Here is a 13,231-nt window from a genome sequence, read left to right on the forward strand (position 1 = left end):
TTAATCGATTTCTACAGAACCGGTAACCCGCAGAATTTCTTCTGGAGTGGTTTTACCTTCAGCCACCCAGCGTTTGCCATCATCCGCTAAGGTACGCATGCCACCAATTAAGGCCTGCTTGCGAATATCACTCTCTGCTGCATGCTGGTGAATCAATTCACGAATCTTTTCATTGGTAGTCATTAACTCATAGATACCTGCGCGACCGCTGTAACCCGATTCACCGCAAGATGGGCAGCCTTTACCTCCACAAGCTGAGCAAGACATGCGAATGAGACGCTGACCCAACACTCCTAATAAGGTAGACGAAAGTAGGAAAGGTTCAATACCCATATCAATTAAGCGGGTCACGGCTGACGGAGCGTCATTGGTATGCAAGGTAGCCAATACTAAGTGGCCTGTCAAAGAGGCTTGCACTGCAATTTGAGCAGTCTCTAGGTCGCGGATCTCGCCAATCATGACGATGTCCGGATCTTGACGCAAGATGGCGCGCAAAGCCCTGGCAAAGTTCATATCAATTCGGGAGTTCACTTGAGTTTGACCGATACCATCGAGGTTGTACTCAATCGGATCTTCCACAGTCATAATGTTGTTGATCTTATTACGCAGTCGTAATAACGCACCATACAAAGTCGTCGTCTTGCCACTACCAGTTGGGCCAGTCACTAATACAATGCCATGCGGACGATGAATGAGTTGGTCAAACTGATTAAAGGTGTCTTCGGCCATCCCTAAAGCACGCAGATCTAAGCGATCGTAGTTCTTCTCCAATAGACGCAGAACAACGCGCTCACCATGTGAAGTGGGTAAGGTTGATACGCGTACATCAATCGCGCGTCCGCCTACTCGTAATGAGATTCGACCATCTTGAGGCATCCGCTTTTCAGCAATGTCCAATGAAGCCATAATTTTGATGCGGGAAACCAATGCTGCATGCAAGTCACGACGCATATCCACCACGTCACGCAAATTACCATCTACCCGAAAGCGCACTACTGACTTACGTTCAAATGCTTCTAAGTGAATATCGGATGCTCCGTCCCGACTGGCTTGCTTAAGCAAACTATTAATCATCCGAATCACTGGTGCATCATCATTCATTTCCAGCAAATCTTCTGATACTGGCATCTCTTGAAGGAGGCGTGAAAGATCTACCGCCTCTTCTACTTCATCAACAACTTGTGCCGCATCTAGATCGCCTTGTGAATAAGCCTTATTGAGCTCTTCAAGCACTGCTTCGGAGGATTGCTCCATACGAATGACGGGCCCGGTTAAGCGACAGATTTCTTGCAAGACATCTAGGCCAGTTAAAGGACTATGAATGAGTACTGGCAACTCCGATTGCTCAGTAAATTCCCCATCAGCACTTGCCGCTACCTCACTCTTACGCAAGAGAACTTGGTTCGTGCGAGCGTAAGCAAAAGGGATGCGCAACATATTTACTGCTTACTGGAAGAAGTCTGCGCTGCTCCAGCTGGTGAGGTTGGAGCCGCTGGCGAGGGACCACCAGGAATAGTGGGGTCTGGACGTGGCACCGGTGTTCCAGGAGCCACAAGTGGAGCGGTCATCTCACTCATTTTTGGCAAATCGGGCTTAGGCAATAGCATGGTTGCTGGCGTAAATTGCTCACGCTTCGCGTCCATAAATTGCATGCGATTTGCAGTAATTTCTTGATCTTGCCCCTTATCGCGCAATACGTAAGGACGCAAAAAGACTAGTAAATTTGTTTTGGTACGCGAGCTATTGTCATAACGAAAGAGGGCGCCAATAAAGGGAATCTGGCTCAGCCATGGAATACCACTCGTACTATCGGTGTAATTATTTTCAATCAAACCGCCCAACACTAAAGTCTGGCCATCATCCACAATCACATTGGTCTCGATATCACGCTTATTGAGAATAGGGCCTTGATTAGGAACTTGACTCGCCACATTCGAAACCTCTTGATAGATTTGCATCTTCACAAGACCATTTTCAGAGATCTGAGGTCTTACGCGCAAAATCAAACCAATATCTTGACGCGACACTGTTGTGAATGGGGTAGCAGTAGCAGCAGAGCCCGTAGTCGCATAGGACCCTGACAGCATTGGGATGTTTTGTCCCACTACGATTCTGGCCTCTTCGTTATCAAGCGTAATTAAATTCGGGGTCGATAGGATATTGGTTCCCGTAGTAGTACTTAAGGCCGATATCAAAGCTGACATACCGTACACACCATTGAATTTAGTGAGCAAGCCCAAGTTCAAACCAGGGTTTGGTTGTACTGGCGTGATGCCATTGGTATTTGAAGGATTTAATAGAGTATTGACGTTTTGCGAGAGGTTTACGATATTCGAACCAGGCGTGCCGGCAGAATTTGAAAAGTTGGTACCACCAAAGCCCGTATTTTGATTACCGGAGCCAACGAGACCTTGCCACTGAATGCCTAACTCTGCCGCATTGGTAGAGCTCACCTCAACAATGATGGATTCAATATAAACCTGTCCACGACGTTTATCGAGCTGATCAATCACATGACGCAAGTTTCGGTAAAGCGGCTCATTGGCAGTAATGATGAGCGAGTTGGTTGCCGGCTCTGCTTGAATAATGCCGCCTGTAGAGGGGGTGCTACTGCTACTTAAAGAAGAGGTTGCAGCTGCCGTACCCGTACCGCCAGATGCTCCAGGAGCGCTATTCATTTGCGCGGGTGTGGCTGTATTGCCAGTGGCACCCATCGCCTGGGTTGCGGTACCGCTCGCTACCTGGGCAGATAAGGCTGCATCAGCAGCCACAATCGCCCGCAAGGTCACTGCTAATTTAGTGGCTTCTGCGTTACGTAATGGTACAACCCAAATATTGCCATTAGAATTTCCCTGAGTATCTAACTTCGCAACGAGCGCACGAATTTGTCTAAGCTTCTCTGGGCTTGAGCTACGCAGTAATAAAGAATTACTACGGGCATCAGCCATCACCACTGTTTTATTGCCGTTTTCGTTGCCCCCAGTCAAGCCATTCTCAAGAACTTTATTGAGCATGGCCGCAACGTCAATCGCAATTGCGTAACGTAATTGAATCGTTTGCACATCAGTTGATGCAGGTGCATCAATAGTTTCAATCAACTCGCCAATCCGCTGGATATTACTCGCGTAATCAGTAATGACGATCGTGTTATTACCCGGGTAGGCGTTAATCGTATTGTTCGCAGAAACCAAAGGTCGTAGCACGGGTAGCAAATTGTTGGCAGACTCATAGTTCAGCTTAAATACGCGGGTAATAATTTGATCACCGCCCTGCTTGCTTTTGCCCGTCACCACTGAATTACTAATTAACTTAGCATCAGCCTCAGGCACCACCCGATAAATACCATTGACATCTACCAAAGCAAATCCTGAGGTACGCAAGGCGGTAGAAAAAGCATCTATCGCTTTGGCTTTTGTAAGCGGCTTATTGCTAATCAGATTGATCGTGCCCTTTACTTTGGGATCAACCAAAATCGTTTGGCCAGTTGCCTTGGCTAAAACGCTAGCAACAGATTCAATATCCGCATTCGAAAATGACAGCGTTACAGAAGCGCTATCCGGGATTGCGGAATTTAGCTGACTAGGCTGACTCATATTCTGAGCAAAGGCTATCGGCAGAATGACACTTTCACCTAGGACGCAAACGATCACCAGCCGTGCAAGCTGCCTTTGAAAACTACCTAATATTCGACCTAAACCTGTTTGCATACTTTTCTTTGTTCGTTACGACTTAAAACTTGAGGCGATAGCTACCGCCCTCTTTTTTACCCAATAAAGCTAACAGACCCATCAATGATTCTTGTGCTTCTGGAGAGGCCGAAGCTTCCCCCATAAAATGAAAGCCTGATTTAGTATCGCCCTGACCCATTAATAAAAGGGGTCCACTGGTGGTGGATAAACTCCAATTAAGACCATCGTCACCAATATTGGCCAAAATCTCATAAGCCCCCAGCGGCTTGATAGGGCTAATTGGGCTACTTAAGCTACTGATGATAATTCTAATTACTCCCGAACGAGCATTCTTGAGGCTTTCAGAGGTAGACATCATGCCTCCCAAAGCCAGATCCGTCCAACGGACACCCAATTGCCCCCTGGGCCTTAAAGTACTCCAGGGATTGCCGAGCCCCTCAAGGACGTTGGCTGGTAATTTGACTTCGTTGCCAGCAATGTGGGTTTTCTTGAGCCCCCAGCGAATGAATTGGGGTTTATCGAGCGCCACAAACTGAATTTCAGTACTACACGATAGTGTGGATAGACTGCATGTACTGGTCCAATGAAAACGTTCAGTGACTGCGTGAGGATCTCGACACCCTCCTTCGCTCGCATTGGTCTCTGAAAACGCCAATGCAGCACTTCCATCCCAAATCGTACCTGCGGGTTGTTGCAGCATCACCCTGCATCCTGTTTGGGAAGTCAAAATACCACCCACCAAACTTGCAGGCATCTGCCAAATGACAGTCCATAAGCTGACTAACACTAAGGCAAGCCAAAATAACTTGGGTAATTTTGGATGACTCAGATCTAGTGTGAGCTTCATTGTGCCACCTCAGGCTCAACTGTATTTGTTGCATTGCTGCCATATTGGCTGAACATACCGCTGACACTCACCATACCTGCGCCGCCATTTGCAAGCACGCTCAGCTGTATCGGATACAAGCGCCAAGTTGTCCGAAGTTCTTCTAAAGCATCTAAGAATACGGAGAACATCACCTCGCTCGCCTGAAACTCGATACGCGGTGGATTATCGGTGCTCAAGCGAAACACACTCGGCTTTAAACCTCGCGCAGTGAAGACATTCAAAATTTTCTGTAGCTCTTGCTCATCTAATGGGGAGACGGTTGAAGACATGGTATTTGAACTCACTGCATTAGCACTTGCTGCGGTAGTTTTCGACATCCGAATCAAGCTTTGTAATTGCGACCATTGCGCAGGCCGCATCTCCAATTGATCCTGGACTTTGCGACTATAAGGAGCTAGCAGCAGCTGATATAGCAAGCCCAAAATAATAAGAATGCCAATCAGGAGGACTATTTTCCGTTGTCTAAAAATGATCCGCTGTAAGACTTGCAAAGTCTGTTTTGCATCAAAGCCCCTGTTGGCTTTCCGTGCAGCGTTACTCAATTGGTCATCCTGATGTAGTGTTTTATCAACAGCAGCATTGCTCCACCATTGACTCAGAAGATTTGGCAAATGACGCAAATCTTGCACAGAATAATCTTTAGTGAGCAATGCCTTCGCTTTGCCAGCAACTGCATTGAGTTTTTCCATCAAGCTATTCGAGCGTTGGTTCATCAGTTGCTCCCCAGTCCCGCATAGGGCTCAAGACGATAGCGGTTTGGCGCCAAAAATTGCACTGCCATCCCCAGTAACCTCGCGCGCTGAAGAACCTCACTAGGTGGCACTGTCAATGCGCCTGGTTTAAATTCAAAGGTAATCGCATAGCCATCGTAATCCAGCTTTTGTAATGCTTCAGCACCAAAAGCCACTTTAAATTGTTGTAACTTAGTAGCCATTGCACCAAAGTCAGCATCCACCACAATGCCATGGTGACGTTGCTCTAGCGTCACTTGTTTGACAAATGCATTCAAGACGGCGGGCGCGCTATCACTAGACTTACCTTGATTGAGGGCGGCAATTGCGGCAGGGCTTAAGTTTTGTACAGCAAGCAACTCCAGTCGCTTAGACCAGCGCCAATCATCCAAAACCGTCCACGATAAATACACACCGAAGCCCAACACTAAACTGATCGCGCAGTAGCGCAACCAATGAGTGGGCTGTCGCCATACCAAGGGGTCGGTCCAAGTTAAGCCGGAAGTATTGTCTGAGGGCTTGAGCGCCTTACTCGAAAATAAACGCGTCAAAGCAGATAAACCGCTATTACCTCCCACGCCAAATGACTTGGAATCACGTCTAAAACTTGCAGGTAATAAATTTAAGGCAAAGTTAGCGGATCGACTATTGCTATTTGCCTGTAAATAGGCCTGAGCCGCAGCTGCCAACCAGTCCCAAGAAATGACTTTTAAGGTAGCGCCAGTGAGAGCCTGAGGTAAATTCAATTCACTCTCTTTTGACCCTGGCGCTTGATGCTCAATCCACGACACACCGAGTTGCATGCCGGTACGCTGGGTAAAAATGATATTTTGCTCTACACGCTGATAGGCGACTTCAGGTCGAGCGCCTTCAGTGGGCAGACTCAAGAGCAAACACTCTGGTATCAAGCGCACGCGGGGAGCGAGCAAATGCTCTAATTGTTGATTGAGCCAAGCAAACCACGCTCGATCCATCAAAGCCAACGTTCTTTGCAGGACTGGATTGCCAGAAATGGGGGGCAAGGCTTGAGCGGCAATCGACTCAACGCCAGCAAGTACAAAATCTTCAATCAGATTTGGCAAAATTTGCTGTAACTTTTTTGCATTAGCCAAAGGCACTTTTGCTTCAATCAAGCGCACATCTATCGTCGGGAGCAATACCAACGCTTCATCAGCATAAGGCATCGACTCTGTGCTGTCCATACCGGTCATCGACTGAGTGCCTTCATCTTCTAATAGGCACCACTCAAACTGCTCTGCGCAAGACGCATCTTGCCCCTCACTGGGAGAAGCAGTAACAGAGGCAGCAAACGGCTTCAGAGGGCAGCGGATGATGAGCAAGCTCACATTAATCTTTCAAAACGCCATCTGTGATGACTCTTGTTATCCAATATTCCATTAATCAGCAGCCATTTTTCCAGTTTTGCTCCAGATAACCTGCGTTAAATTACCGTTGGGCAAAGGCGTTGGAGAGCGCTGAATCAATGCGGAACTTACAAATATACCCCTTCCCAGGTGAATTTCTGTGCGTCCCACCCAATACTGAGACTTCACATCCACCAAAGCAGGGTCAATCGCCAAGCCAGCCCCAGAACCCACCTTATTGATTAGGGAGGTGACCTCATCAAGCGTCTTCAAAGGCGCCATTGCTCGTTGCTGGACAAAGCTATTAGCAGCACCCCTTGAAAGCCCATTAATTGATGCCATCAACACTTCGGGAGAAGCAGTATTAACGTTAACTGTCGTTAAATTCGGCAAAACGACTACAAAAGGTCTTAATTGTTGCAAAATTGCTAAATTGTAGTTTGGCAGTCTTAATAAGCCATCCACATCATTAATCGGCATATCACTTTGCAAGGCTGCTTGCGCAGTCTGTTGTGCAAGTTCCCGGTCTAAACCCAAGGCATCTAAGAGCCGCCCAAATTCCTGAACGCCAGCCGAATTCACGGCCTGAAAATTGCGATCCCATAAATTGGTCAAATTGAATAAGCCTTGAGCATCACTGAGCTGACCATTAAAGGTCACGGTAGCGATCTCATCTGGAATATCCGTATTTTTTAAGAAATCAGCCACCTTGCCATCAGCCAAAGGCAAAGCCCAAGCCTCGCCCAAATGATCATATTGACTAGTACGCTGATCCTCGACCAAGACCAAGCGCCCGAAATCAATTGCAGTACGTTGCAACCACTGCGCTTGTACGCGATCACGAGCATTTTCTAAAGAGCGTATCTGCACTTGCTGACGCCACATCAACCCTGTAATGAGCACAGCAGCAACACCCACCACAATTAAGGCTGTGATGGTTGCTGATCCAGTTTCTGACTTAGCTTCCAACTTAGTTGCTGACTTAGTGACTGGCTCCCTCAGGCTCAATATTCTCAATCGCGGCCACATTACAAAGCGCCTCCCATCAAACAAGAGCGAGCAATAGGTAAAGCAATGTCTTTTAACCACCACTGCATTACTAAACCCTGTTGATCTGGAGTAATCAAACTAATAGTGGGGTTTGGGGTTGTATTCGTAGCATTCGAATTCGCACTTGCCGGTGGAGTGCCAGTGCCAGTGCCCGTTGCGCTCACTCCGCTTCCGCCTGCACCGCTCACTAGAGAACTCTGCACTACAAATGATTGCCGCACAATACTGGGTGCTTGCCAACTGACCAATAGGTCATTGGAAACCAAGTCTGGATCACGAGCAATATTTTTCCACAAGGTCAGGGCATCTGTCCTACGCAAGAGCGGTTGACTGGTCCAACGCTGTAAGCCGTTAGATCCGATGCCATAACCTACTAGTAACCAAGCATCCTGCGTATCAGCCCGATAGTGCCGTAGCCACCAAATATTTTTAGCGCCTGCAGCAATGGAAGGGAGAGTGCTGCTAGTGAGACCATTATTCATATTGGTTGTAGAGGGGCTTACAACGCCATTGGCCATATTGAGCTCATCACGGCGTACGATTTCTTGGCAATCTCGATCGAACTGACGAACCAATTGCATGTAAGAAAAATCTTCGTTTGAGCGACGCTCTATCACCTCTCGCCCACGAATCATGGCATCCATTCCACGCCATGCTAACAGCCCAACAATGGCCATAATCGTCATCGCCACAATGACTTCTAGTAAGGCAAAACCTTGATCACGTGGTTGATCTGCAATTTGCTTCACATCACACCACTGGCTGGATTGGGGATAACCGTGGTCAGCCATGCCAGGCGTGGACCTGCTGCTACTGAGGTGCTTTCAGGGTTAGCGGCATATACCGTCATCTCCACTCTACGAAAGCTTGGGTTCGGTGTACTCATGATTTTGCGCTGACAAATAAAGACGTAATTCGCTTGTGGGCAATTAAATACGGTCGTTCCTACCTCCGGAAAGGCTCGACTCATGCGCAAATCCATCAAGGCATTATCTGCACTCCACAACGCTAGGGTGCGTTGAGATACTGCTAATTGGGTATCAGCGCCATTGGCAATCGCACGCAAACCGGCTATCAGAGCAATACTGAGGACCGCCAAACCAACGAGCACCTCAATTAAAGCGAAGCCCTCTGTATGTGAGTGACGCAGTAATCGCTTCACTGCACACCTCCTGTCCAACTAAAACGACCATTAGTGGATCGGGACAAGATAGCTTTGCGTTGCTCTTGCGCAATCGGAACTTGCATTGCCTGGGTAATCGTTTCGCCGCCCAAAGTAAATTGCACTGGCTCAATCACGACCGGCTTATGCCATAACTGTGGACGATACACATCGGGCATCAAGCCACTTGAATTGGCTCCAGGGTTTGCTGTGGAGCCTGCGGCATTGATCAGCGCACTGACAGGCGCATTGTTCAGGGCAGGAGCAAAGCGCCATCCCACCTCATCTACTTGCACCAACATGGTTGTTCCTGAAAGGTTGCTTTCTTCCTGCGCCATATTGAGTGAACTGACGAGTTGATCGAGATTGTCTCGCCAATATCGATCATCATGATTGGGAATAGCCAGTATTGCGACCGCCATCATGATGGCCAAAATCGTAATGGCCACCAACATCTCTACTAAAGTAAAGCCACCTTCAGCAGGATTGCGTAAATGCGCTGTTGTGAATTGGCGAGATAGCAATTAATTGCTGGGTTGCCAGTTGCCAATATCGGTATCGAGCGCGGTACCACCGGGCTTACCATCAGCACCAAAACTATAGACGTCAATTTCGCCATGAGTACCCGGGTTGCTGTATTGATAGGCGTTACCCCAAGGGTCTTTTGGCAATGATTCTAAGTAACCGCCCACCTTCCAGTTTTGTGGAACGGGTTCAGAAACCGGTTTCTCTACCAGGGCTTTGAGACCTTGCTCTGTCGTTGGGTAACGGCCAATATCTAGGCGATACAATTTGAGTGCCTGAACAATGGTGCCGACGTCTTGCTTAGCCGCTGTGGCACGTGCCTCATCAGGACGCCCCATAATTTTGGGAACAATCATGGTTGCCAAAATACCGATAATGGCGATCACGACCATAATCTCGATCAGCGTGAATCCTGCATCACGTCTTTTACGATTGAGCGTTTGTGCCAATACCGAATGAGCCAAAACAGGGGTGTTTTGTGATGATTTATGACTAAACAGACGATGTTTGCAGAAAGACATAAATGTGGCACTTTCAATGATTTAAACTAAATCAAATTTTATAGGTATTTTGACACTTTGAGCGAATTTATCAAACGAATACAGGATAGGCTCAGGAGCTCCAAACAAGCTCTCAAGCAAAGCTCCTTGACGCGTTCAAATACCGATCTAAACTCGTTATCCAGCCATGGCAAACAGGAGCGCATTCAGAGAGCTCTGAGCATGCCATTGAGTTGGCTAACGCCTTCTTCGGCCAGCAAGGGAATGACTTATGGATTGATGCTAGCTTGTGCGCTCTCAGCGACATTCTGGCTCATGAAGATTGCCCAAATTCCGGGAACTCCAAGTCAGCCAGTCAATGGGATTTCCAAAGGAATGGCTTTGTATTCCAATCAGGATGCCAATACTGCTTACGCTCTTTTTGGTAGTAAGCCATTGGCCACAGAAAACATCTATTTGCGGGGTGTTGTCATCACCTCAAAAAATCCTGATGGCAGTCCAGATGGAGCAGTTAATGGATTTGCTATTTTTGAAATTGATGGCAAACCAACTAACGCGATTAGCGTTGGCGAAACCATTGGCAAAGGCTTAAGCCTACAAAGTATTGGTGATGAGTCTGCCACCCTACTCTATCAAGGACAGAAGCTCAGCTTCAAGCTCAATAAAACCAATAAAGATAAGAGCGATAAAGCTAGCGGCTCCAATAAGAAATAAGCAATTAAATTAATATGAGACCGAACTTACTTCCTCGGCTTCATAAAGCAATTCCAGTCATTACCTCTGCTGCGATCGCCATGCAGACTGGCGTCGTCTTAGCCACTGAGTCTGATGATGTGTTTCAGATGATTAAACCTGAAACCAGAAACCAACTATGGATCAACCCAGGCATGGCCTCTTATCACTTTCAGCAAGACAAGAACTTTAATGGCGACAATTGGGGCGCTGGTTTGGAGTATCGATTCAATACCGTTGCATCATTAACAGCCGGGCGTTTTTATAACAGTGATCGCGCTTACTCAAACTACGCTGGCATTTATTACCAACCCATTGCTATTGGCCCCATCAAAATTGGCGCTGTATTTGGTGGCTTTAATGGCTACCCACAAACCAATAATGGCGGATGGTTTGCAGCAGCACTGCCAGCACTTACTTGGGAAGGTGATTGGGTGGGGGCAAACGTCTTTGTCATTCCAACGATTGGGGATCGAGTGCATGGGGCTATCTCATTGCAGCTTAAACTGAAAGTATGGGAATAACACTCCATCCCAGAGAGGCTAATAAGAGTCACTTTCTTTTGAGGCTCTTAGAATTTCCCCTACTCATTGCATTGATACTGAGCATTGCGCTTCATTTAGTAGCCTGGAAAATGCTTCCGGATTATGAACCTTTACCCACCGGCAAGAGTCGGGGATGGCTAAAGATCTTCTTAGTCAATTCAAGCGATAGCTCAACACAAGAATTGGCGCTAGACCGAATTCAAACGCAAAGCACGGAACCTAAAAATCCCTCTCCCTCTAAGTCCCTAAACTCCGAAGCCAAACCGGAAACAAACTCTAATGTCACAGAAGTGCCTTTTTTTATGCGGCCTAATCCCGGTCAAAATCTATTGGGCCCTTCGCTCAATAAAGCAATGCCAAGTCCCAATACTCAAGAAGAATCCCACACTAAAGATCGGCGCTGGGAAACTCAGGTTCGCATTCAAAGTCAGCAACGCCAATTTCAGTTGAATCAAGCCATCGCCGCTTTTGAAGCCCAACAAGCGCAAAGAGGAAGGCCATATTTCTGTGAGATCAGTCTGAACGAAGATTTCTCTGCCGCCCACCTATCCTGCGAACCAGCCGCAGTTCAACAAGAACTAAGGGGAATACTTTCTGGGACGCCTTTTCGCTGGCAGGACAATAAAAATGGGTTGTCTAATATTCGCATATTAGGACAACCCATACATTCAAACTAAGCTGAGAAGCCAAGTAAAGAGCTCCTCAAGTAATGCTCATTACTGCGCAGCTCCATTCACTACACTTGGCTTACTCTGGAATACACTTTGAGAAGGGACTGGCTGCTGTGCTACAGCAGGATCAATCAAACTAGTGCCAGGCAAGGTCAAGCCACTAGCAGCAGATAAATCTAACCCGCTGCACTGTGCAATTGGCAGCGTGGTGAAATATACGCCGCGTTGCAGCCACTTAACGTAGTAGCTAGTTGATGTAGCTGAGCCATCAGAGTTTGTTTTATTCACTGTTCCAGTGGCATCTTGCGCAAATGGAATGTTTACATCACTCACCCATTGATTGCTGGAATTACAAGCTGCTTGCGCGCCAGAGCTATCAATGCAATGTCCTGGAACCCATAAATTGCCAGGCTGAGGGGATTGAAAACTAATAGTACTGCCAACATAAGAAGCTGTATTGCCAGGCAAAGCAGGCACTGTATAGCTCAAATTAATTGGTGGATCAAAGGTTGGCGAGTTACCACTAGGACTAGTTAAATATGCATAGCTATCCCATTGACCACCAGACTGCCATGTGTAATAAGTAGTCGACCCACTCGCCGGGCTAGTAATCAGGTTAGAACAATAAGCTGCCCCTGCTGATCCACCATTTGCTGTACAAGCCATGGCTGATAAATTATCAGCGGTATACAAATTGTAGTAATGAGATTGCTGATTTGGATTCAAGGTACTTGAAGACCAATCAATCGCATGACCGCTAATTGTTGGCGTGCCAGTTGACGGATCCCATCCAATATCTTGCTTGCTTGTACTTGGGCTACCAACAAAGTCACTAACATCGCTTAAGGTTGTTGTCCATTTAGGGCACATACCACCAACGCAAGCAAGTGTTTGTGCAGGCAATTGAGATGGTTTGATATTAAGCTGAGACTGCTTTGTCACTGGCGCAGTTGCTGGTGTATAGACGATATAACCACAAGAGCCGCCACTGCAATTCCATTGCGACATTTGGAAATTGTAATTAGTGTTTGCGCCATTGATCCAACCGCCACCACCCCGAATTTTGTAGGTATTGCCAGTCAAATCAGAATAAGAAACCGCGGTAGCAGGAAAATTGGTAATTGAACCGTTGTTATTCCAGTCAGCAAATCCTGTAAAGGTAAATTTACTCGTGCTTTTCGACCAAGTACCGATAAGGCCAATATTGTTACTAGAACTTAAAGACTGGCATGCACTTAAATTACTGAATCGCTACCACTTCTATAGACACTTTCTAGCCTAATATTTAGTCTATTAGGAGGTGTGTAATGAGTACAAGAAGACGGTTTACTGAAGAGTTCAAGTTAGAGGCAGTCAAGCAAGTCGTTGAGCGA

At 47.0% G+C, this 13,231-nt stretch carries 15 protein-coding genes; 4 read left to right on the forward strand and 11 right to left on the reverse strand.

The window, feature by feature from the left end; all coding sequences use genetic code 11:
- From ICN40_RS06625 to gspG, 10 genes are read right to left on the reverse strand one after another with little or no spacing between them, the layout of a single operon-like run.
- The gene (locus ICN40_RS06625; RefSeq protein WP_216122035.1) at window positions 1-1,437 is read right to left on the reverse strand and encodes a GspE/PulE family protein; all 1,437 of its coding nucleotides are present in this window, start codon (window positions 1,435-1,437) and stop codon (window positions 1-3) included.
- Between the two features lie 2 nt (window positions 1,438-1,439).
- Window positions 1,440-3,707, reverse strand: coding sequence for a type II secretion system secretin GspD (gene gspD / locus ICN40_RS06630; RefSeq protein ID WP_216242990.1), 2,268 nt, complete (start codon window positions 3,705-3,707; stop codon window positions 1,440-1,442).
- Window positions 3,708-3,729: 22 nt separating this feature from the next.
- A complete protein-coding gene (gspN, locus tag ICN40_RS06635) occupies window positions 3,730-4,536 on the reverse strand; it encodes a type II secretion system protein N (RefSeq protein ID WP_216242991.1) in 807 nt (268 codons plus the stop codon).
- Entirely contained in the window at window positions 4,533-5,291 is a 759-nt protein-coding gene (gspM, locus tag ICN40_RS06640) for a type II secretion system protein GspM (RefSeq protein WP_216242992.1), read from the reverse strand. Before gspM ends, gspN begins: the two co-directional genes overlap by 4 nt.
- On the reverse strand, window positions 5,291-6,655 hold the full coding sequence (locus tag ICN40_RS06645; RefSeq protein ID WP_216242995.1) for a type II secretion system protein GspL: 1,365 nt from the start codon (window positions 6,653-6,655) through the stop codon (window positions 5,291-5,293). Before ICN40_RS06645 ends, gspM begins: the two co-directional genes overlap by 1 nt.
- Before the next feature lie 51 nt (window positions 6,656-6,706).
- Complete coding sequence (gspK, locus tag ICN40_RS06650; RefSeq protein ID WP_216242997.1) at window positions 6,707-7,702, reverse strand: type II secretion system minor pseudopilin GspK; 996 nt, start codon at window positions 7,700-7,702, stop codon at window positions 6,707-6,709.
- On the reverse strand, window positions 7,702-8,514 hold the full coding sequence (locus tag ICN40_RS06655) for a type II secretion system protein J (RefSeq protein WP_216242999.1): 813 nt from the start codon (window positions 8,512-8,514) through the stop codon (window positions 7,702-7,704). The genes gspK and ICN40_RS06655 overlap by 1 nt, the downstream gene beginning before the upstream one ends.
- Complete coding sequence (gene gspI, locus ICN40_RS06660; RefSeq protein WP_216243001.1) at window positions 8,469-8,885, reverse strand: type II secretion system minor pseudopilin GspI; 417 nt, start codon at window positions 8,883-8,885, stop codon at window positions 8,469-8,471. Before gspI ends, ICN40_RS06655 begins: the two co-directional genes overlap by 46 nt.
- Window positions 8,882-9,409, reverse strand: a complete 528-nt coding sequence (locus ICN40_RS06665; RefSeq protein WP_216243002.1) for a Tfp pilus assembly protein FimT/FimU — start codon at window positions 9,407-9,409, stop codon at window positions 8,882-8,884. The genes gspI and ICN40_RS06665 overlap by 4 nt, the downstream gene beginning before the upstream one ends.
- On the reverse strand, window positions 9,410-9,931 hold the full coding sequence (gspG, locus tag ICN40_RS06670; RefSeq protein ID WP_216122016.1) for a type II secretion system major pseudopilin GspG: 522 nt from the start codon (window positions 9,929-9,931) through the stop codon (window positions 9,410-9,412).
- Window positions 9,932-10,132: 201 nt separating this feature from the next.
- On the opposite strand from gspG, the gene ICN40_RS06675 reads away from it, so the two are divergent.
- Genes ICN40_RS06675 through ICN40_RS06685 form a run of 3 tightly spaced genes read left to right on the forward strand, consistent with a single transcriptional unit; the run spans window position 10,133 to window position 11,864 of the window.
- Window positions 10,133-10,624 carry a hypothetical protein gene (locus tag ICN40_RS06675; RefSeq protein ID WP_216243003.1) on the forward strand — a complete coding sequence of 164 codons (492 nt, stop codon included), beginning with the start codon at window positions 10,133-10,135 and terminating at the stop codon, window positions 10,622-10,624.
- Between the two features lie 14 nt (window positions 10,625-10,638).
- The gene (locus ICN40_RS06680; protein ID WP_255538618.1) at window positions 10,639-11,166 is read left to right on the forward strand and encodes a hypothetical protein; all 528 of its coding nucleotides are present in this window, start codon (window positions 10,639-10,641) and stop codon (window positions 11,164-11,166) included.
- Between the two features lie 38 nt (window positions 11,167-11,204).
- Window positions 11,205-11,864 carry a hypothetical protein gene (locus ICN40_RS06685; protein ID WP_216243004.1) on the forward strand — a complete coding sequence of 220 codons (660 nt, stop codon included), beginning with the start codon at window positions 11,205-11,207 and terminating at the stop codon, window positions 11,862-11,864.
- 39 nt (window positions 11,865-11,903) lie between these two features.
- Here the strand turns inward: ICN40_RS06685 and ICN40_RS06690 are convergent, their stop codons facing one another.
- On the reverse strand, window positions 11,904-12,866 hold the full coding sequence (locus tag ICN40_RS06690; protein ID WP_216243005.1) for a hypothetical protein: 963 nt from the start codon (window positions 12,864-12,866) through the stop codon (window positions 11,904-11,906).
- 299 nt (window positions 12,867-13,165) lie between these two features.
- On the opposite strand from ICN40_RS06690, the gene ICN40_RS11905 reads away from it, so the two are divergent.
- Window positions 13,166-13,231: transposase (locus ICN40_RS11905; RefSeq protein WP_223146579.1), on the forward strand; the 66-nt coding region annotated here is incomplete at its 3' end.

The organism is Polynucleobacter sp. Fuers-14, assembly GCF_018882045.1.
In the GTDB taxonomy this organism is placed as follows: Bacteria; Pseudomonadota; Gammaproteobacteria; order Burkholderiales; family Burkholderiaceae; genus Polynucleobacter.